The following is a 19,271-nucleotide window of genomic DNA, read 5'->3' on the forward strand; positions in this document are numbered from 1 at the left end:
TACGACGGCCGGCCCGCACGCCGAGGTGAACGCGAGGCCAAGGGATGTCACACTTGGGGAATGGGCGCCCTCACGCCACTGGCGATCAAGATCGGTTCGATCAGCTGGATGCCACGACTGCTGCCACAGATCGTCGTCGTCGACAGTGCGGTACAGCGGATCACGGGCCAGAAGTACGGGCTGCTGGACATCGGTGGGTTGCCCAACATCACGCTGCGGGTTGCCGGACGACGCAGTGGTGTCGTGCGATCTACCCGCCTTCTCGCGGTACCGACGGAGAAGGGCTGGCTGATCGCCGGGTCGTACTTCGGCGGTCCGCGCATGCCGCAGTGGGTCTTCAATCTCCGTGCCGCCGACACGGCCGAGGTCGGCCACCACGGGGAGTACGAGACCGTCACGTTCCGGGAACTCGACGGTGACGAACGCGGTGAGGCGTGGGCGAGGATGGTCGAGGTGTGGCCGAACTTCGACCTCTATGTCTCGCGGACCGAACGTCAGATCCCGGTCTTCCTGCTCGAGCCGATCGCCCTGGTCTGAGTAGGGACCAGGGAACGGTCCGCGCGAGTCGAGGCCCGAGCGGACGACGGTTCCGATCAGGCCCCGCGGAACTCCGGCGCACGCTTCTCGAACACGGCACTGATGGCTTCGGTGAGGTCATCGCTGGGTAGGAACGCGGAGTTCCACGCCGCGACGTAGCGCAGACTGTCGTCGACGGCCGCCCGCCGACTGTGATCGAGCACCGACTTCACGCCCTGCACCACCAACGGCGGGTTCGCGGCGATCTCGACGGCGGTGGCCCGAGCCGCGGCCAGCATGCCGTCACGATCCGGCAGGACATCGTTGACCAGCCCGATCCGCAGAGCGCGATCGGCGTCGATGTCCTTGCCGGTCAGCGCGAGTTCACGCAGGTGGCCGTCGCCGATGATCTGGGGCAGGCGGGCAAAGCTGCCGACGTCCGCGACCATCGCCACCTTGACCTCGCGCACGCTGAACTTGGCGTCGGCGGCGGCAAAACGGATGTCGGCGGCGCTGATCAGGTCGACGCCGCCACCGATGCACCAACCGGATACGGCCGCGACGACGGGTTTGCGGCAGTCGGCCACCGCCGAGACGGCGCCCTGCATGCGGCGCACCATGTCGTGGAATTCGGTACGTGGCCGCGCCTTCGCGCCTTCGGCCAGGACGGTCCCGAGGTCGCCTGCCATCGCCGGCAGGTCGAGCCCGTAGGAGAAGTGAGATCCGGAACCGGTCAACACGATCGCGCGCACATCGTCGTCACGGTCGAGCTGTGCACAGATCTCGGGGAGTTCGCGCCAGAAGTCGGGTCCCATCGCGTTGCCCTTGCCCGGGCCGGTGAGGGTCACCTCGGCGACGAAGTCGGAAATCGAGACCTCGAACGCATTCCACTGTTGATCGCTCATGGTGGTGAGGCTACCGGGCGGACCGCCCGGTGGGCGGGGCGGTTCAGATCGACAAGCGGCAGGCCTGGCCCACGTCGAGGACGCGAAGGGCGCGGCCCTGCCCCAGCCACAACGCGCACGACAGGGCCAGGTCGACGACGAGTTCGTCGGACAGGACGGCTCGACATCTCTCCCAGAACTCGTCGTCCTCACGCAAACCGATGTGATCGGTGGCGAATCGATGGGCGAACTCCGCGGCGACGCGTTCACCGTCGGCGTAGCCGGGCCAGGTGGCCCAGTCGTCGACGTGGAGGTAGAACTCCTCGTCGAGGCCGCTGGCCTGCGCCCGCGTGTTGCGGCAGACGGCACACTCGTTGTGACCTGCGATCACCATCCGGGCCAGTTCGCGCGTGCGGGGGCCGAGGCGGCTCTTGGTGTAGACGGCGTCGGCGTAGTTGCCGAGGGCGCCCCCGAGCGTCGGTGACAGCCCGAGCCACCCTACGATGTCGTCGTCCGCGAAGCCGCCGATTCGTGCCATTGCGCAAGCCTAGCAAGAACGAGAACGTGTTCTCGTTTGTTCGCGATGTTCGTCGCCGGAACGGCCACATGATTCTTCGGTGGGATAGCGTGGGCGTTCGGGCCGTTTCGACAGTGTGAGGTGAGCGATGAGCGGGTACATCACCGAGGAGATCCCGGCCGAGGAACTGACGCGGCAGATCGAGCAGGCGAGGGAGATCGGCGACAGCGTGCGTGGCCTCGTCACGGCCACGGTGGTGACCGACGTGGGCACAAACGAACTGGCCGAAGCGCGACGGCACATCGAGGCGGCCACAGAGATCCTGGAGCGCAGCCGGATCGGCTCGTCCTTCGGTTTGCGCTTCAACTCCGATGGGCGGCTGCGGAACTGGGGAAATGCGGTCGAGGGCATCCGCAATCCCGTTGCTCCTCCGGTCGAGTTGCACGCCGAGACCGACCACGTCTGGGCCGAGTTCGATCTCGGGCCGCAATACGAGGGTCCGCCCGGGCTGGTGCACGGTGGTGTCATCGGTCTCATCCTCGATCAGGTCCTGGGAAATGCGGCTGTGAACGGCGGGTCGCCCGGGATGACCGGGACGCTCACGATCCGATACCGGCAGGGGACCGCTCTCGGTCCGATCCGCGTCGAGGGCCGGCTGGACCGCACCGAGGGGCACAAATCATTTGCCAGCGGGACGATCTCGACCGCCGACGGTCTGTGTGCCGAGGCGGAGGGGATCTTCATCATGCCGCGATGGGCTCGCGGTCTCGACGCGAGCAAGCAGTTGGGCGTCGGCGACGCGTGACAGCGCGAGTCCTACCGCTGGCGGAGTAGTTCCGAGCGGCGTCTTTACTGGTCGAGTATTCCCCGGCTTTCCTCTATTGCTGGTCGAGTAGTCCCGAGCCGCCAGGCGAGGGACGTATCGAGACCACTGAACCCACGCGCGCGCACAGCGACGCTGTCACTGTTCCGGCGGCTTACGCGGTCCCACAACGCCATAGCGCGCGCAGACGAACGCTCGATTCCGTTCCACCTCGAGCAGTTCCAGGTCGAACCGGCGCGGGAACAGGGGGCGCCCGGCGCCGAGGGTGACCGGGGCGATGGACAGCATGACCTCGTCGAGCAACCCCGCATCGGCGAACTGTGCGGCCAGATCGCCACCCCCGACGACCCAGATGTCCTTTCCGGCCGCCGCCTCGACGAGCGTCGAACGATGTTCTTCCGGTGTGCCGGAGACGATCCGGATCGATTCGGCGACGGGGGTGAGCTCGCGATGGGTGAACACGAAGCACGGCATGTCGTAGGGCCAGGGCTTCCCGTCGACCACCTCGTGATCGAGTAGCCATCGGTAGGTGGTCGCTCCCATCACCAAGCAGCCGACATCTGAGATGAAGGCTCCGTAATTCATCGCGCCGTCGTCGTCGATCGGCTGTGTGAGAAGCCAATCGAGGGAGTCGTTCTCGTCGGCGAGATAGCCGTCGAGGGTGGTCGCGGTGTAGTAGCGGAATCTGGGTGTGGTGTTCATGTGAACCCTCCGGATTGATGTCGATGCCACATGATGGGGTCGGGGTCGAGTCGGTGCACGTCGATCCCGGCGTCGGCGAGCATCCACCGGACCAGCTGACGGCGATGCGCGGAGAAGGTCAGCACATGCGACCAGACCTGCGACAGCAGAAAGGATTCCGGCGGATCGCAGATCGCGTCGACGATCCGGTCGGGCCACGCGCCACGTCTCTCGATGTCGCGGGTCAACGCGAGCCAGCGCGGTGCGATCTCCTCGTGCATCTCGATCAGTGCCGGCACGCCGTGTGGACCATCGAGATCGGACTCGTCGGTGCCGTCGATGCTGGCCATCCACGGGGCCTTGTCGACGACGAGGTGGGTGAGGACGTCGGCGATCGTCTCGTCGGGACCGGCCCACGGCAGCACACGGTGTCCCGGCAGCCGAACGGTCACATAGGACTCGTCGTCGATATCCTTTCCCGCGGCGAGCAAGGCAGCGATGTCGTCGAGGTCGTGTCGCACCATCAATGCCACCACGTCGCCCGCGGACTCCTCCGACGCGCCACCGCTGTCGACATAGAGGACGGTCGGGGAATGGAAATGAATGCCGTTGGGCGACGGCAGCCAATGGCCGTGCTCGGTACGTGATCCCGAACGGCTCGGCGGGTGGCCGAAGGCACGGGTGAAGGCACGTGCGAAGCCCTCGACCGACTCGTACCCCGACGCGAACGCGGTGTCGGTGACGGATTCGCCGCGCTGGAGATGCCATGCCGCGCGCTCGAGCATCACGCGACGGCGGAGGGCCACGGGCGATTCACCGGTGTGGCGCGCGAGCTGGCGACTGAAGTGGAACGCAGACGCGTGTGCGCCCGTCGCCATGTCGTCGAGGGTGTGGTGATCGTCGGCGAGTACGGCATCGAGCAGCTCGCGGATCCGGTCGCGGCCCGTGTCGGTCATGTGATCAGTATCCGTCGCCTGCCGGTCGTCGCGCCCGACCGTTCTTGCTCAGCCTGCCACCGGCGATCGTGTGAGGAAGGGAGTTGGTCGTGTGTACAGAAATGAGAATTTGTCTACTCGGTCGTTGACATCGATTCCGGACCCTGTCTCTAATGGTCGAGTGACCTACGACACAATCATTCGCAATGGCCTCTGGTTCGACGGCACCGGCGCGCCCGCGGCGATCCGCACACTCGGAATCCGGGACGGTCACGTGGCCGTCGTCTCCGTGGATCCGATCGAAGCCGCCGGGTGCCCCGAGGTGATCGATGCCGACGGGATGTGGGTGATGCCGGGCATGGTGGACATCCACACCCACTACGACGTGGAGGTCCTTGCCGAACCGTCACTCTCGGAATCGCTGCGGCACGGGGTCACGACGGTGTTGCTCGGATCTTGCTCGTTGTCGACGATCCATGTCGACGGGACGGATGCCGGCGACCTGTTCGGTCGGGTGGAGGCGATCCCCCGGGAGCACGTGATCGGCACAGTCGATCGGCACAAGACGTGGTCAGGCCCCAAGGAATACATCGACGCCCTCGAATCCCGGGCGCTCGGCCCGAACGTCGCGGCATTCATCGGCCACTCGGATATGCGCTCGGCGGTCATGGGACTCGACCGGGCAACCCAGAAATCGACGCGGCCGACCGGCTCCGAGCAGGCGCAGATGGAACGATGGCTCGCCGACGCACTCGAGGTCGGGTTCGTCGGGATGTCCTCACAACAGCTCCTTTTCGACAAGCTCGATGGCGAGACCTGCCGTTCGCGTACGTTGCCGTCGACCTATGCCAAGCCACGCGAACTCCGCAGGCTGAAGGCGCTGTTGCGGAGGTCCGGCCGCATCCTGCAGGCCGGACCCGACATAGCGAATCCGATGAATGTCGGGTCACAGGCGTTCACCTCACTCGGCATCGGTCGTCCGCATCTCAAGACCAGCCTGCTGTCGGCCGCCGACATCAAGGCCAATCCGTATGCGATCAAGATCATGGGTCCGCTGGCCGCACTGGTCAACCGGCTCGGCGGTGACTTCCGCTGGCAGCATCTGCCGGTCCCGTTCGAGGTCTACGCCGACGGGATCGATCTGGTGATCTTCGAGGAGTTCGGTTCGGGCGCGGCCGCGCTGCACCTCAAGGAGGAGATGGCCCGCGACGAACTGCTGCGCGACGAGGAGTACCGGCGGCGGTTCCGAAAAGACTACGAATCCAAATACGGTGTGCGCGTATGGCATCGGGACTTCTTCGACGCCCAGATCGTCGACTGTCCGGACGATTCGGTGATCGGGAAGTCGTTCGGGCAGGTCGGACTCGACCGGGGCGGTCTGCACCCGGTGGACGCGTTCTTGGACCTCGTTCTCGAACACGGCACAGACCTGCGGTGGCGGACGACGATCTCCAATCACCGTCCCGAGGTGCTGAAGCAGATGGCACGTGAACCGGGCATTCAGCTCGGATTCTCCGATGCCGGTGCCCACCTACGGAACATGGCGTTCTACAACTTCGGCCTGCGGCTGCTGAGGCACGTCCGCTCTGCGGAGCTGGCCGGTGAACCCTTCCTCGACACCGCCGCCGCGGTGCACCGGATGACCGGCGAACTCGCCGATTGGTATGGGATCGACGCGGGTCATCTGCGTCCGGGCGACCGTGCGGATCTGATGATCGTGGATCCAGAGCGTCTCGACGAGTCACTCGACGAGTACGCAGAGGCGCCGGTGGAGGCCTACGGAGGGCTCTCGCGCATGGTGAACCGCAACGACGACACCGTCGTCGCCGTTTTCGTCAGCGGTCGCAAGGTCGTCGACCACGGCGTCCCGACCGACATCGTCGGCGCTTCGAGGACCGGACAGTTCCTCCGACACGGGCTGCGCGCGCCCGCGGTGCCCGATCAGCCGATGCCGACCGTGCCCGCAACCGGTTCGGGGCTCGCCGATGTCCGCTGAGGCCGTCACCGAGCGCGACTCGGCAGCCATCGTCCGCGGCCTCTGGTCTGCTCTCGCGCAACGGGATTGGGATGCGGTCATGCCCTTCCTCGCCGACGAGTGCATCTACGTCGACATGCCGTACGGTCCGACATTGGCGGCCCGTGGACCCGACGACATCGTCAAGCGGATCAAGGTCGGTTTCGGGCCGCTGGCGGCGTACACCAATCATGACGGAGTGCTGGTTGCAGACGGCGACGACGTGATTTACGAGCATTCCGAACGCTGGGAATGGGCGAGCGGTGAGGTCGCCGTTCTCCCGTTCGTCACCGTGCACCGGGTGGTCGACGGCAAGGTGACGTTGTGGAAGGACTACTGGGACGCCGCCACCTTGATCAATTCGGCCCCGGCGACGTGGATGGACGATCTGGCGAAGGCGGACACGAGCTGGGTGTTCGACGCCACGGGTCTGATCTGACGCTCCGGATCGGCGGTCGAAAGCGCTGCGGTCAGTCGCGGTTCAGACGCGGCAGCAAGGCCTCGGTCTTGACGTCAGTCCATCCCGGCGGTTCCAGCATCGCCGCCCATGCGTAGGGGATCGCCGACATGTAGTCGTGGCCGTGCCCGTCGGGGACGTTGACCGCCACGGCCATGTCCGCCGACACCTGAAGGAAGCTCACGAACGGTACCCATCGCGTCGACGACAGGACGTCGCGACCCCGCGGCTCGGCGAGCCAGTCCGGCTCGTTGAGGATCAGGTCGGGATTCCACCAGGTGATCGGATCGCTGGCGTGCTGCAGGTAGACGATCCGGGACGGTTTCCATGGCGCGTCGGGACGACTCAGATCCTGCTGGTCGGCGATGAAGCGTACCTGGGAACCGTTGTCGTAGACCGGTTGCCATTGCGGCGACCCGGCATCGCGATCGGCGGTGGTGTCCTTCCACAGGGTGTTGTTGAATGTCGGACCGCTGAACAGCGCACCGTCCGTGCGGGCCGCGAGCGCCGGGATGCTGCCGAATGCGGCTTCACCGGCAAACGAGCCGAGACTCTCACCGAACACCACCAGCTTGGGTCGGTCGGCCTCCGGGATGGCACTGACTCGTTCGGACACCGCCTCGAACAGCGCACGACCGGCCTGTCGGGCCCGTTCCTTGTCGACGAGGAACGAAAGCCAGCTCGGTAGATACGAGTACTGCATGCTCACGGTCGCGGTGTCGCCGTTGTACATGTACTCGAGCGAGTCCACGGTGGCCTTGTTCACCCATCCGCTGCCGGTCGTCGAGCCGACTGCGATGATCTTGCGTTGCAGGCCGCCGGTGCGCACCAGCTCGTCGGCCGCCAATTCGGCGTTCTCCCGGATGCTGTCGCCGGACTCCAGGCCCGCATACACCCGGATGGGTTCGGTTGCCGGAGAGCCGTTGAATTGCGTCAGTGCGCCCACATCCGGTCCCCGGGAGACGAACACACGACCCTCGCGGCCCAACGAATCCCAGGTGACCAGGGAGCCCGGGCCACCGGAGCGCAGTGCGGAGGTCGGCGGGGAGTTGTCGGCCTTCGTCTCCTCGTTCGCTGCGGCGAAACTCGCGTTGAGCCACTGCATCGAGTACTTCGCGACCACGCCGTTGAGGACGAAGACGGTCAGGACGACCACCAGGCCTGCCCCGATCACCGCCGAGATACGTGGGGGAGCAATGCGATTGAGCTGTCGGACCGACCATCCGACGGCGAAGGCGAAGGCCTGTCCGAGGGACATCAGCACGACGAAGACGATCACGGCGAGGACGGCGATCGTCGGGAACGCCGTCCAGGTCAGCTGCCCGACCCCCATCAGATCGCGGATGTCGGACTGCCACTGGGAGAACCAGACGAGCATCAGCACCGTCCCGACGATCGCCACGCCGGCCAGGATGAGCCACGATCGGCGGCTCGCGCTCCGCCACGGCTCGTCGCGCGAGATCATGAAGCGCACCAGCCACGCGAGGAACACCCCGATGCAGTAACCCACTGCCGCTGACGCGCCGCTCACCAGTCCCTGGAACAGGGCGCCGCGTGGCAACAGCGACGGCGTCATCGACAACCAGACGAAGGCGAGCGCCACTACCATCCCGGTGAACGCGTAGCGTTCGAGGTGCCTGCGCCACCATCCACGGGCCGGGGCGGGTTCGGGGATGGTTTCGGCGGGCTGGTCCTGTCCGGAGTCCGCGTCCGTCGTCGTCTCGCGCTCGAGTGTCACCGGATGTGCTCCTGCAGGTCGTCGGAGCAGTAACAGTATCAGCGCAGACCGTGCGCGGGACCCACCTCAGCTCAGGCGATTCCCCGTTTCCGGATCGAAAAGGTGCACGGCGTGATCGGACTGGTACAGGCGCACCGCATCGCCGAGCTTCGCCGGGGCACGGTGGGGTGATCTCGCGACGAGGGTGACGGGGTCGCCCTCGAGAGTGGCGATCGACGGGTCGTCGACCTTGGCATAGAGGTAGCTCTCGCTCCCGAGTTCCTCCAGGAGTGCCACGTCCGCGTTGATGCCGCGGTCGCCGCCGATCGCCAGATGCTCGGGACGGATTCCGACGATGACTTTCGCCAGTCCGGACTTGCGCAGCAACCCCTGCGCCTCGTTGTCGAGGTCGACGGTCGCGCCGGCGATCGTGACGGAGCCGTCGGTGACCGGTGCCGTGAACAGGTTCATGGCGGGGGAACCGATGAAACCGGCGACGAAGGCATTGACCGGACGGTCGTAGAGATCGGCCGGGGTGGCGAACTGCTGTAGCGCACCATCGCGCAGGACGGCGACCCGATCGCCCATGGTCATGGCCTCGACCTGGTCGTGGGTGACGTAGACGGTGGTGGTGGCGAGACGTCGTTGCAGCGCGGCGATCTGGGTGCGGGTCTGTACTCGGAGTTTGGCGTCGAGGTTGGACAGCGGCTCGTCCATGCAGAAGACCTGCGGTTCACGGACGATGGCGCGGCCCATCGCGACGCGTTGGCGTTGCCCGCCCGACAGTTTGGCCGGTTTGCGGTCCAGGTAGTCGGTGAGGTCGAGGAGTTTCGCGGCTTCGGCGACCTTCTTCTTGCGTTCGTCGGTGGGGATGCCGCGCATCTTGAGTGCGAATCCCATGTTCTCCCCGACGGTTTTGTTGGGGTAGAGCGCGTAGTTCTGGAAGACCATGGCGATGTCGCGGTCCTTGGGTGCGACGCCGACCATGTTCTGTCCGCCGATGCGGATGGCGCCGGAGTCGATCTCCTCGAGTCCGGCGAGCATCCGAAGCGCGGTCGATTTGCCGGAGCCCGACGGGCCGACGAGGACGACGAACTCGCCGTCGGCGATGTCGAGGTTGAGGCGGTCGACGGCGAGTTTGTCGGCGCCGGGGTAGACGCAGCACGCGTCGTCGTAGCTGATGGAAGCCATGGTGGGTCTCCTGGTTTCGGGGGGAGTGGGTAGGGGTTACTTGATCGCGCCGAACGAGAGGCCGCGGACGAGTTTGTTCTGGGCGATCCAGCCGCAGATCACCACCGGGAGCGCGGCGAGGACCGATGCGGCCGACAGTTGCGCCCAGTACAGGCCCTGCCCGGACATGAACCCGGTGAGGAACACCGGCATCGTCTGGGCGTTCACCGCGGTCATGTTGACGGCGAAGAAGAATTCGTTCCACGAGAAGATCACGCAGATCAATGCGGTCGCCGCGATGCCGGGTGAGATGAGCGGGAGGATCACCTCGCGCACCGATGTCCACAGGCCGGCACCGTCGATGCTGGCCGCTTCGAGCAGTTCGCTGGGGACCTCGAGGAAGAACGAACGCATCATCCAGACGGCGATCGGCAGATTCATCGCGGTGTACAGGATGATCAGTGTCCAGATGTTGTCGAGCATGCCGATGCGTCCGACGATCACATACAGCGGGATGATCGCCGCGACGATGGGCAGCATCTTGGTGCTGATGAAGAAGAACAGCGCGTCCTGGGTTTTGCGTACCGGCCGCAGTGACAGCGCGAAGGCGGCCGGAACACCCAGCGCCAGAACGAGGATCGTCGAGACGATGGTCGCGAACAACGAGTTCATCAATGGGGTCCCGATGCCGGCGTCGAACACCTCTCTGAACTGTTCGAGCGTCGGGGTGAAGATGAAGGTCGGCGGGTTGGTGGCCGCGTCGCTCTCTTTCTTGAACGCCGTCAACACCATCCAGAGCACCGGGAAGAAGAACCCCAGCGCCAGGATCCAGGTGAAGACCGTGAGCAGGAGCCCGCGTGGATTCCGCCTGCGGGCGATCTCCACGCCGTCGATGGTCGTCGACGACGCGCGAGACGGGGTTGCGGTACTCATCAGGCTGCCTCCTCGTTCCCGGTGAAGCTCTTGAAGATCAGGCGAAGCGCCAGCGACGCGACGACGATCGTGCCGATCACGGTGACCACGCCCATCGCGGCCGCCTGCCCGATGTCGAAGCCGAGGAAGGCGCGTTGATAGATGTAGAACGGCAGGTTGGCGCTCGAGACGCCGGGGCCGCCGGAGGTCATCATGTACACCGCATCGAACGTGTTCACCAGGTAGATGGCACCCAGCACCGCGCCGAGCTCGATGAACCGACGCAGATGGGGGAGCGTCAGCTCGCGGAACAGCCGGAAGCTCGTCGCGCCGTCGACCTTGGCCGCCTCGCTGATGTCGTTCGGCATCGATTGCAGGCCGGCGAGGATCAGCAGCATCATGAACGGTGTCCACTGCCAGACCAACTCGGCGATCACGCTCATCAGCGGGTACTGGCTGAGCCAGTCGGTGTGGACACCGAACGGGCTCAACGCCCAGTTGACCAGACCGTTGGTGGGGGAGAGCAGACTGGTCTTCCACAGCAAGGCCGCGGCGACCGGCGTGACCAGGAACGGGGTGATCAGCAGCGTCCGAACGATCCCGCGGCCCAGGAACTTACGGTCGAGGAGCAGCGCGAAGATCAGACCCAGGATCACCGACGCGATCACCGTGCCCACGATCAGCAGGATCGTGTTGAGGGTGACCCGCCAGAACTGCGCATCGGTGAAGACCTCCACGTAGTTGTCGAGCCCGACGAAACTCCGTGAGCCCGGACGCACCAGGTTCCAGGACTGCGTCGAATAGAATAGGGTGAAGAGGAAGGGGATCTGCGTCACCACGAGCATGAAGATCAGTGCCGGCAGCAACGGCCCCCGTCGACGCCATCCCTCGGCGCGCGAGATGTGGTCTCGCCGTGATCTCGTCGGCAGATCGGACCGTGGTTGTGGATCAGCCCCGGGTTGGGCGAGTGCGGTGGCCACGTCTCACCTCTCCTTCTGATAGGTCTTGCCGACCGTCTCGGCATACTTCTGACTCTGTTCGAGTGCCTTGTCGACACTGATCTGTCCCGCGATCGCCGCCGAGATCTGTTGGCTTACACGGGTTCCGAGATCCTGGAACTCCGGGATCGAAAGGAACTGGATTCCGGTGTACGGGACCGGCTTCAACGTCGGCTTGAGCTGATCGGCCGTGGTCATCGCCGACAATGTCGCGTCCGCGAACGGCTTGGAGATGGCCTGGTAGGCCGGGAGCTGGTAGGTCGACATCCGGCTCCCGGGCGGGATGTGACTGGCGCCGAGGGTGTCGGCGACGTGCTGGATGTAGGCGCGGTTTGTCATCCAGTCGATGAACTTCCATGCGTCGTCGCGCTTCTTGCTGCTGGTCGGGATGCCCAGCGACCAGGTGTAGAGCCATCCGTTGTCAGACTTGGCCATCGACGGTGCAGGCAGGTATCCCACGTTCCCGGCGATCGTCGACGTGTCCGGGCTCTCGAGCACCGAGACCGCCGAGGTGGCGTCGTACCACATCGCCGTCTGGCCCTGGGACAGCAGATTGCCGCACTCCTGGAAGCCCGACGACGCAGCGCCGGGCTCGCCCGACTTCCGGACGGTGTCGACGTAGAACTTCACTGCCGCTTCGACTTCCGGGCTTGTCAGCTGAGCGTTCCAGTTCTCGTCGTACCAGCGGCCGCCGAACGCGTTGATGACCGTGTTCAACGGAGCCAGCAGCTCGCCCCAGCCGGGCTTGCCGCGCAGGCAGATCCCCGAGACATCACCCTTGGTGAGCTTGGCCGCGGCGTCGGCGACCTGTGGCCAGGTGGGCTTCGCCGGCAGGGACACCCCCGCGTCGGCGAACATCTTCTTGTTGTACATGAGGAACGAGGACTCCCCGTAGAACGGGGCGGAATACATCGAACCCTGGTATGAGAGTGCGGTCTTGAGCGTCGGGACGAAGTCGTCCGCGGCGTACGACGGATCGGCGTCCATGTACGGGGTGAGGTTGACCAGCCACCCGTTCTCCGCCCACATCGGTGTCTCGTAGTTGCTGATCATCACCACGTCGAACTCGCCGCCCCCGGTGGACACCGATGCCGTGATCTTGGCGCGTGCCTCGTTCTCCGACAGCGTGACGAACTTGAGCTTGATGCCCGGATTCTCCTGCTCGAACTGACTGGACAGCTTGACGGCGTCCTGCATCTGCGAATTCGAGACCATGGCGATGGTGAGCGCGTCGCTGCCGCCGTCGGTCAGCGAGCCGGCCCCGGAGCACGCCGTCGTCACCATAGCGAGGGCGGCGGCGATACACACCGCGTATGTCCGGGCACGGCGCGTGACGCGGCCGATGCGCCAGGGAGGCATCGGATCTTCGGCCATCAGAGATCACCTTTCTTCTGGGCGACAAGCCATTCGGCGGTCGAGAGGTCGGTGACGAGAATCGTCGCGTAGCCACCGCGGAGTGCACCGAGGATGGAGTCGCGTCGGTGCTCGCCACCGGAGACGAGGATGGATGTGGGGCAGGCGCGCACGGAGTCGAGGGGGACCGAGACAGTCCGGTCGACGAGTGTCGAGGCCACCGCCACCCCGTACGCGTCGTAGAACCGACCACCGATCTCGCCGACCGCGCCGAGTTCCTCGAGTTCGTCGAGCACGATCGCGTCGATGAACGCGCCCTCGAACAGGGTCGTGGAGGTGGAGACCGAACCCACCCCGAAGAGCATCACATTCGCCGATCGTGCCGCCGACAACGACTGCGAGAGGATCGAATCCCGCTGCAGTGCAGAGACCGTGTCGGGGTCGGCGTAGAGCGGTGCGACGAGTCGCATCGGCTGCGCGTGCAGGCGATCGGAGAGGCGCGCCAGGGCATGGTCCACACCGGTGTGGTATTCGACTGAGGTCATCGATCCGTCCATCTGAACCACCTGGCGGCACGACGAGTTGGCTTGCATCGCGTCGGCGACCGCAACCTGCTCGGGACCCCAGGTGAAGCCGAGGACATCGGTCGCCTGGACGCGCCTGCCGAGCACCGAGGCACCGGCTCGACCGAGTGCCGCGTTGCCCGACGTCGTCCCGTCGGCACGTTCATCGATGACGAGGACCTCGTCGAGTCCGAACGCCTCCTCGACAGTGCGTTCCACATCGGTGTGGATCGATGCACTGAGATGTGCGGGAGCGGTCACCGTGACCTGGACCAGACCCTGCGCCCGCGCTCGGGCGACGAGGCGACCGGCGGTCGGGCGAGAGACGCCCAGCCGGGTGGCGATCTCGGCCTGAGTGAGGCCCTCGAGGTGATACATGGTGGCCGCACGCACCAGAAGACGCAGGTCGTGCCCTGCATCGGGGGTGGTCTTCGCGGGAGTCGCCATCAAGATGCCTCACGGTCGCGTGTGAGCATCTGCTCACTGGCCGGAAATATGCTCAGTACGCTAACATCGTTCGTGTGATGGACGCAACAACCGATGCCGACAGTGATCTGGTGATCAGCACGATGCGCGCGAGTGTTCTGTATCCGGGCGGCGAGATGACCGTCGAGGAGCGGCCCGTCCCCAGTCCCGGGCCTGCAGAAGTGCTGATCCGGGTCAGTGCCGTGGGGGTCTGCGGGTCCGACGCCCACTACGTGCGCCATGGACGCATCGGGACGCATGTTGTCGAGGCACCGCTGATCCTGGGGCACGAGGCGGCCGGGAAGATCGTCGCGGTGGGACCCGGAGTCGCGCGGTCCCGGATCGGCCGGCGGGTCTCGATCGAGCCGCAGACGCCGGACCCCACGAGCTCCGAGTCACGGCGTGGCCTCTACAACCTGTGTCCCCACATGCGGTTCTTCGCGACCCCGCCCGTCGACGGTGCACTCTGTGAATACGTCACCATCGGTGCTTCCTTTGCTCACGATGTGCCCGACACGGTCAGCGACGATGCCGCCGCTCTGTGTGAACCGCTGTCGGTGGGGATCGCGGCCATCCGTAAAGCAGCTGTCGGGATGGGTGATTCGGTGCTGATCGCCGGTGCCGGACCGATCGGTCTGATGTGTGCGCAGGTCTGCCGCGCGGCGGGAGTGACCAGGATCGTCATCAGTGAGCCCGACCCTGACCGGCGTGATGCGGCCGGCCTGTTCGGGGCGACCGACATCATCGAGCCCGGCGCGCCCGTGTCGCCGGTCGACGCGTTCATCGACGCCAGCGGTGTCGAGGCCGCCGTGGTGGCGGGGATCTCGGCGCTGTTACCCGCCGGCCGGGCGGTATTGGTCGGGATGGGGGCGGATGCGATGACGCTGCCTGTCACGGTCATCCAGAATCGCGAGATCGTACTCACCGGAGTGTTCCGCTATGCGAACACCTGGCCCACCGCGATCTCGCTGATCACCTCGGGAGGTGTGGACCTCGACGCGATGGTCACCGGCAGGTTCGGTCTCGACGACACACGTGCCGCCCTCGACGCCGACCGCACTCCCGGCAGTATCAAGGCGGTCATCTACCCGGGCATGTCCCGGTCCGTATCGTCGTCGGCGAACCGGCCGGCATCCGACACCATGAAGGGACGTGTCACGTGAGCGGGTCTGTTGAGTTGAGTCAATCGCAGCTGCCGACCGTCGTCGGGACGCCCACACCGCATTACGACCGGACACGGTTGCGTACGGGCGTGGTGCATTTCGGGGTGGGTGGATTTCATCGGGCGCATCAGGCCATGTACCTCGACCGTCTGCTCGCCACTGGCGATGAGGATGCCCTCGCCTGGGGGATCTGTGGTGTCGGTGTCCGGCCGGCCGACGCGGCGATGCGTGACGCGCTGGTCCCGCAGGACGGCCTATACAGCCTGACGCTCAAACACCCGGACGGCAACGTCGAGACGTCGGTGATCGGATCGCTCGGTGACTACCTCTTCGCACCCGACGATCCGGACCGCGTCATCGAGCGGCTCGCCTCGCCCGATACCGAGATCGTCTCGCTGACGGTGACCGAAGGTGGCTACAATTTCTCCCCGTCGACCGGCGAGTTCGACACGGAGAATCCGGAGATCGTCGCCGACCTCGGCGAGAATGCCATTCCGCGTACGGTTTTCGGGTTGGTGACCGAGGCGTTGCGGCGGCGGCGTGCGCGCGGCATCCCGTCGTTCACCGTCATGTCGTGCGACAACATCCAGGGCAATGGCGAGGTGGCGAAGTCGACTTTTCTCGCCTTCGCGCGTCTCAAGGATCCAGAGCTCGCGGGCTGGATGGCCGAGCGCACCCGTTTCCCGAATTCCATGGTTGACCGCATCACGCCGGCGACTCCGCGGGACCTGCGTGCCGAGGTGGTGTCCCGTAGCGGGATCGACGACCGCTGGCCGGTGGTCGCCGAACCGTTCACCCAGTGGGTGCTCGAGGACGACTTCTCGATGGGGCGGCCCCGTTTGGAGGATGTCGGGGTGCAGGTGGTCGACGACGTCACGCCCTACGAGCTGATGAAACTCCGGCTGCTCAACGCCAGTCATCAGGCGCTCTGCTACTTCGGGTATCTGCTCGGTTACCGATACGTCCACGACGCCACGTCGGACCCGCTGATCGCGACGTTGTTGCGTCGCTACATGTCCGAGGAGGGCAGGCCCACCCTGCGGCCGGTTCCCGGTGTCGATCTCGACGACTACACGGAGACCCTGATCACGCGGTTCTCGAATCCCGCGATTGCCGACACGATCGCACGACTCTGCCAGGACTCGTCCGACCGGATCCCCAAATGGTTGGTACCGGTCATCCGTGAGCGACTGGCCGCCGGTGGTGACGTCACGCTGGCCGCCGCGGTGGTGGCCGGCTGGACCCGGTACGCGGAGGGCACCGACGAGCACGGGCAGGCGATCGATGTGGTCGATCCTCTGGCCGACCGACTCGTCCCGCTGGCGCGCCAATCGCGCACCGAGCCGCTGGCGTTCGTCGCCGAGGCGGCGCTGTTCGGCGACCTTGCCGACGACGAGCGATTCACGAAACCGTATCTGGCAGCGCTGGCGTCGCTGCGATCGCGTGGGGCGCGCGCGACGCTGGAGGAGTTGCTCGCATGACCCTGGTGGCGGGGGTCGATTCGTCGACCCAATCGTGCAAGGTCGTGGTGTGCGACGCCGACACCGGAATGATCGTCCGCGAGGGCAAGGCCGCACATCCCGCGGGTACCGAGGTGAACCCCGAGTACTGGTGGACCGCACTCGAGGATGCGATCCGAGGAGCGGGTGGGCTCGACGATGTCGACGCGGTGTCGGTTTCCGGACAACAACACGGCCTGATCTGTCTCGACCGGAACGGCCAGGTGATCCGGGATGCGCTGCTGTGGAACGACACCCGGTCGGCCGCTTGCGCCGCCGCCCTGGTCGACGAGCTCGGCGCCGACGAGTGGGCTGCGCGGGTCGGTGTGGTCCCGGTCGCTGCCATCACCGCGGCCAAGCTGCGGTGGGTGGCCGATCACGAGCCCGACGTCGCGGATACGACCGCCGCCGTCTGCCTACCGCACGACTGGCTGACCTGGCGGCTGCGCGGCGCCGACGAGATCGGCACTCTGACGACCGATCGCAGCGACGCCTCCGGTACGGGATACTTCGCGGCGGCCGGCGGGTCGTATCAGCCGGACCTCCTCGAATTGGCCTTCCGTGGTCGGCGGCCGGTGCTGCCGACCGTCTTGGAGCCAGATGCTTCGGCGGGGCGCACCAGCAGTGGGTGCCTGCTCGGCGTCGGCGCCGGGGACAACGCCTCCGCGGCACTGGGACTGGCCGCCGGACTCGGTGATTGCATTGTGTCCCTGGGGACTTCAGGTGTGGTGAGTGCCATCACCGATACGCCCCCGCGCGACGGGTCCGGGCTCGTCGCCGGCTTCGCAGACGCCACCGGCAGACAACTACCTCTGGTGTGCACGCTCAACGGGGCGCCCGTGCTGGCGTCTACTGCGGGGATGCTCGGGGTCGATCTCGACGAGTTCGGCCGGCTGGCGCTCACCGCGGAACCCGGCGCGGGTGGCCTGGTCATGGTGCCTTACCTGTCCGGAGAGCGCTCACCCAACATCCCGGACGCCACGGGGTCGATAGTCGGGATCACCGGCGACAACTGGACTCCCGCCAACGTTGCGCGCGCTTCCGTGGAAGGCCTCCTGTGTTCCCTCGCCTATTGCCTCGAACTGATAGGAGAGCAGGGGATCGGGATCGACCGGATCGTGATGGTCGGCGGAGGCACCCGTTCGGCCGCGGTGCTCGCGGTGGCACCTGGACTCTTCGGCCGTGCGGTGACGGTGCCCGCGGCAGGCGAATACGTTGCACGCGGCGCGGCGCGGCAGGCTGCCTGGGCGCTCACCGGGCAACTGCCCACCTGGGATCTCGCGGCCGAGCACCACCATGGCACGCCCACCGACTCGGGTCTCGGCGCCGACGTCTACCGCCGCTACCTGTCCGCGACCGGATTGGTCCTCAGCCGGTGAGGTGAATCCGGCCGCGGGCGGGTAGATCGTTCAGGACGCGACGGTGCCCGCGGCGGTCACCAGCGGCAGGTCGAGCGTGGTGCGGATTCCCGGTGGGCCGTCGACGACGTTGGGGATGGCGTTGACGATGCGCCCCGCCGCGGCGACGATCGCCGCGTGGTTGTGGTCTCCGTGCTGGCTGGTCGGACAGATGTCGACCCGATACGAGGGCTCGCCGACGATCTCGACCCGATAGCAGCCGCCCGGCTGGGCCGGGCGCGCCCAGTCGTCACCCACATCGTCACGCAGACGGGTCACGTGCTCGATGACGATGAACGGCTTGCCCGCGACCATCCCGATGATCTCGAAGCGGACAGCGGCGCGCGTCCCGGCGGCGATGTGTCCGGATGCGATATCGAAATCGTCTGGGGCGGGGAGGTCTTCGTATCGCTCGACGATCTCGTCGAGCTCCACGCCCAGTCCGGCAGCGAGCTGGCGAATCGTGGTGCCCCAGGCCAATCCGAGCACACCGGGGAGGAACAGCATCGGCGTCTCGTCCATCGGTTTGCCGAACCCCATGACGTCGAACATCACCGTCGCGCCGTCGTAGGTCGCGTAGTCGGCGATCTCCATGCACCGAACCTGCTCGATGTGCTGGCACGTCCCGGCGAAGGCCAGGGGGATCAGATCGTTCGCGAATCCAGGGTCGACGCCGGTGATGAAGATGCTCGATCTGTTCGACTCGGCAGCCGACTCGACCTTGGCGATGGCCTTGGAAGGCATCGCGCCCCAGGGGAATTGCAGGGTCCCCGGCGCCGACCCCACCACATCGATGCCTGCCGACAGCAGTCGCACGCAGTCGTCGAGTGACTCGACCGGACGTGTGTCGCCCATCGCGCAGTAGACCGCGCAGTCGGGTTCGGCAGCGATGATCGCGTCCAGATCGTCGGTGGCGACCACGCCCGTCGGCGCGTGGTCCAGCCCGGCCAGCTCGGCGGCATCTTTGCCGACCTTCTCCGGTGACGACACGGCCAGCCCCACGAGGTCGAATCGAGGGTCGTCGATCAGCTGGCGAAGGGCCAGACGGCCGACATTTCCGGTTCCTACGTGAGCCACGCGGATCGGCATGGAATGCTCCTTGTCCTGGTCAGGTGAACAATTGTCCGGACTACTGTCCATCTCAGTAGATCACGTCGGCCGACGAGTCGGTAGAACCTGTTCTCATTTGACGCTTGGCCAGGTAACC

18 protein-coding genes are annotated in these 19,271 nt (G+C 66.2%); 7 read left to right on the forward strand and 11 right to left on the reverse strand.

The features are described 5' to 3' along the window. Positions 1–60: 60 nt before the first annotated feature. Positions 61–537, forward strand: a complete 477-nt coding sequence (locus ACPXCG_RS20950; protein WP_425794109.1) for a nitroreductase family deazaflavin-dependent oxidoreductase — start codon at positions 61–63, stop codon at positions 535–537. A 56-nt stretch (positions 538–593) separates the two neighbouring features. Here the strand turns inward: ACPXCG_RS20950 and ACPXCG_RS20955 are convergent, their stop codons facing one another. After that, positions 594–1,421, reverse strand: coding sequence for a crotonase/enoyl-CoA hydratase family protein (locus tag ACPXCG_RS20955; protein WP_425794110.1), 828 nt, complete (start codon positions 1,419–1,421; stop codon positions 594–596). 43 nt (positions 1,422–1,464) lie between these two features. Beyond that, entirely contained in the window at positions 1,465–1,938 is a 474-nt protein-coding gene (locus ACPXCG_RS20960; protein ID WP_425794112.1) for a carboxymuconolactone decarboxylase family protein, read from the reverse strand. Between the two features lie 127 nt (positions 1,939–2,065). On the opposite strand from ACPXCG_RS20960, the gene ACPXCG_RS20965 reads away from it, so the two are divergent. After that, positions 2,066–2,722, forward strand: a complete 657-nt coding sequence (locus tag ACPXCG_RS20965; protein ID WP_425794113.1) for a PaaI family thioesterase — start codon at positions 2,066–2,068, stop codon at positions 2,720–2,722. Between the two features lie 156 nt (positions 2,723–2,878). On the opposite strand, the gene ACPXCG_RS20970 is transcribed toward ACPXCG_RS20965, so the two are convergent. Both ACPXCG_RS20970 and ACPXCG_RS20975 read right to left on the reverse strand, forming a co-directional pair. Then, positions 2,879–3,442 carry a dihydrofolate reductase family protein gene (locus ACPXCG_RS20970; protein WP_425794114.1) on the reverse strand — a complete coding sequence of 188 codons (564 nt, stop codon included), beginning with the start codon at positions 3,440–3,442 and terminating at the stop codon, positions 2,879–2,881. Continuing rightward, positions 3,439–4,377: a helix-turn-helix domain-containing protein gene (locus tag ACPXCG_RS20975; RefSeq protein ID WP_425794115.1), complete on the reverse strand. Its 939-nt coding sequence runs from the start codon at positions 4,375–4,377 to the stop codon at positions 3,439–3,441. Before ACPXCG_RS20975 ends, ACPXCG_RS20970 begins: the two co-directional genes overlap by 4 nt. 160 nt (positions 4,378–4,537) lie before the next feature. Between ACPXCG_RS20975 and ACPXCG_RS20980 the strand changes: the two genes are divergently transcribed. Both ACPXCG_RS20980 and ACPXCG_RS20985 read left to right on the forward strand, forming a co-directional pair. Beyond that, positions 4,538–6,352 (forward strand): N-acyl-D-amino-acid deacylase family protein, encoded by a 1,815-nt coding sequence (locus tag ACPXCG_RS20980; protein WP_425794117.1) that lies wholly within the window; start codon positions 4,538–4,540, stop codon positions 6,350–6,352. Then, complete coding sequence (locus tag ACPXCG_RS20985; RefSeq protein ID WP_425794118.1) at positions 6,342–6,809, forward strand: nuclear transport factor 2 family protein; 468 nt, start codon at positions 6,342–6,344, stop codon at positions 6,807–6,809. Before ACPXCG_RS20980 ends, ACPXCG_RS20985 begins: the two co-directional genes overlap by 11 nt. Before the next feature lie 31 nt (positions 6,810–6,840). On the opposite strand, the gene ACPXCG_RS20990 is transcribed toward ACPXCG_RS20985, so the two are convergent. From ACPXCG_RS20990 to ACPXCG_RS21015, 6 genes are all read right to left on the reverse strand, one after another. Then, a complete protein-coding gene (locus ACPXCG_RS20990) occupies positions 6,841–8,565 on the reverse strand; it encodes an alpha/beta hydrolase (protein WP_425794119.1) in 1,725 nt (574 codons plus the stop codon). A gap of 66 nt (positions 8,566–8,631) precedes the next feature. Next, positions 8,632–9,735, reverse strand: a complete 1,104-nt coding sequence (locus tag ACPXCG_RS20995) for an ABC transporter ATP-binding protein (RefSeq protein ID WP_425794120.1) — start codon at positions 9,733–9,735, stop codon at positions 8,632–8,634. A 36-nt stretch (positions 9,736–9,771) separates the two neighbouring features. Next, complete coding sequence (locus tag ACPXCG_RS21000) at positions 9,772–10,647, reverse strand: carbohydrate ABC transporter permease (protein WP_425794121.1); 876 nt, start codon at positions 10,645–10,647, stop codon at positions 9,772–9,774. Next, positions 10,647–11,555, reverse strand: a complete 909-nt coding sequence (locus tag ACPXCG_RS21005; protein ID WP_425794275.1) for a carbohydrate ABC transporter permease — start codon at positions 11,553–11,555, stop codon at positions 10,647–10,649. Before ACPXCG_RS21005 ends, ACPXCG_RS21000 begins: the two co-directional genes overlap by 1 nt. A gap of 54 nt (positions 11,556–11,609) precedes the next feature. Continuing rightward, complete coding sequence (locus ACPXCG_RS21010) at positions 11,610–12,908, reverse strand: ABC transporter substrate-binding protein (RefSeq protein ID WP_425794277.1); 1,299 nt, start codon at positions 12,906–12,908, stop codon at positions 11,610–11,612. 89 nt (positions 12,909–12,997) lie between these two features. Then, positions 12,998–13,987: a sugar-binding transcriptional regulator gene (locus tag ACPXCG_RS21015; RefSeq protein ID WP_425794122.1), complete on the reverse strand. Its 990-nt coding sequence runs from the start codon at positions 13,985–13,987 to the stop codon at positions 12,998–13,000. A gap of 77 nt (positions 13,988–14,064) precedes the next feature. Between ACPXCG_RS21015 and ACPXCG_RS21020 the strand changes: the two genes are divergently transcribed. The 3 genes from ACPXCG_RS21020 to ACPXCG_RS21030 are packed head-to-tail and all read left to right on the forward strand — an operon-like array spanning position 14,065 to position 18,046. Further along, positions 14,065–15,168 carry an NAD(P)-dependent alcohol dehydrogenase gene (locus tag ACPXCG_RS21020; RefSeq protein WP_425794123.1) on the forward strand — a complete coding sequence of 368 codons (1,104 nt, stop codon included), beginning with the start codon at positions 14,065–14,067 and terminating at the stop codon, positions 15,166–15,168. Continuing rightward, on the forward strand, positions 15,165–16,649 hold the full coding sequence (locus ACPXCG_RS21025; protein WP_425794124.1) for a mannitol dehydrogenase family protein: 1,485 nt from the start codon (positions 15,165–15,167) through the stop codon (positions 16,647–16,649). The genes ACPXCG_RS21020 and ACPXCG_RS21025 overlap by 4 nt, the downstream gene beginning before the upstream one ends. Beyond that, positions 16,646–18,046 carry a xylulokinase gene (locus ACPXCG_RS21030; protein WP_425794125.1) on the forward strand — a complete coding sequence of 467 codons (1,401 nt, stop codon included), beginning with the start codon at positions 16,646–16,648 and terminating at the stop codon, positions 18,044–18,046. Before ACPXCG_RS21025 ends, ACPXCG_RS21030 begins: the two co-directional genes overlap by 4 nt. A gap of 30 nt (positions 18,047–18,076) precedes the next feature. Here the strand turns inward: ACPXCG_RS21030 and ACPXCG_RS21035 are convergent, their stop codons facing one another. Then, positions 18,077–19,153 (reverse strand): diacylglycerol kinase, encoded by a 1,077-nt coding sequence (locus tag ACPXCG_RS21035; RefSeq protein ID WP_425794126.1) that lies wholly within the window; start codon positions 19,151–19,153, stop codon positions 18,077–18,079. Positions 19,154–19,271: the final 118 nt, after the last annotated feature.

It is taken from the genome of Gordonia sp. DT218 (assembly GCF_049847105.1).
Taxonomy (GTDB): domain Bacteria; phylum Actinomycetota; class Actinomycetes; order Mycobacteriales; family Mycobacteriaceae; genus Gordonia.

What these genes read in the sequence shown, in the direction of transcription:
- ACPXCG_RS20995 (WP_425794120.1), bottom strand. Translation starts at nt 9,735, where the DNA reads ATGGCTTCCATCAGCTACGACGACGCGTGCTGCGTCTACCCCGGCGCC.
- ACPXCG_RS20965 (WP_425794113.1), top strand. Translation starts at nt 2,066, where the DNA reads ATGAGCGGGTACATCACCGAGGAGATCCCGGCCGAGGAACTGACGCGG.
- ACPXCG_RS20970 (WP_425794114.1), bottom strand. Translation starts at nt 3,442, where the DNA reads ATGAACACCACACCCAGATTCCGCTACTACACCGCGACCACCCTCGAC.
- ACPXCG_RS21010 (WP_425794277.1), bottom strand. Translation starts at nt 12,908, where the DNA reads ATGGTGACGACGGCGTGCTCCGGGGCCGGCTCGCTGACCGACGGCGGC.
- ACPXCG_RS21035 (WP_425794126.1), bottom strand. Translation starts at nt 19,153, where the DNA reads ATGCCGATCCGCGTGGCTCACGTAGGAACCGGAAATGTCGGCCGTCTG.
- ACPXCG_RS20950 (WP_425794109.1), top strand. Translation starts at nt 61, where the DNA reads ATGGGCGCCCTCACGCCACTGGCGATCAAGATCGGTTCGATCAGCTGG.
- ACPXCG_RS20985 (WP_425794118.1), top strand. Translation starts at nt 6,342, where the DNA reads ATGTCCGCTGAGGCCGTCACCGAGCGCGACTCGGCAGCCATCGTCCGC.
- ACPXCG_RS21000 (WP_425794121.1), bottom strand. Translation starts at nt 10,647, where the DNA reads ATGAGTACCGCAACCCCGTCTCGCGCGTCGTCGACGACCATCGACGGC.
- ACPXCG_RS21015 (WP_425794122.1), bottom strand. Translation starts at nt 13,987, where the DNA reads ATGGCGACTCCCGCGAAGACCACCCCCGATGCAGGGCACGACCTGCGT.
- ACPXCG_RS20975 (WP_425794115.1), bottom strand. Translation starts at nt 4,377, where the DNA reads ATGACCGACACGGGCCGCGACCGGATCCGCGAGCTGCTCGATGCCGTA.
- ACPXCG_RS21020 (WP_425794123.1), top strand. Translation starts at nt 14,065, where the DNA reads ATGGACGCAACAACCGATGCCGACAGTGATCTGGTGATCAGCACGATG.
- ACPXCG_RS21030 (WP_425794125.1), top strand. Translation starts at nt 16,646, where the DNA reads ATGACCCTGGTGGCGGGGGTCGATTCGTCGACCCAATCGTGCAAGGTC.
- ACPXCG_RS20955 (WP_425794110.1), bottom strand. Translation starts at nt 1,421, where the DNA reads ATGAGCGATCAACAGTGGAATGCGTTCGAGGTCTCGATTTCCGACTTC.
- ACPXCG_RS20960 (WP_425794112.1), bottom strand. Translation starts at nt 1,938, where the DNA reads ATGGCACGAATCGGCGGCTTCGCGGACGACGACATCGTAGGGTGGCTC.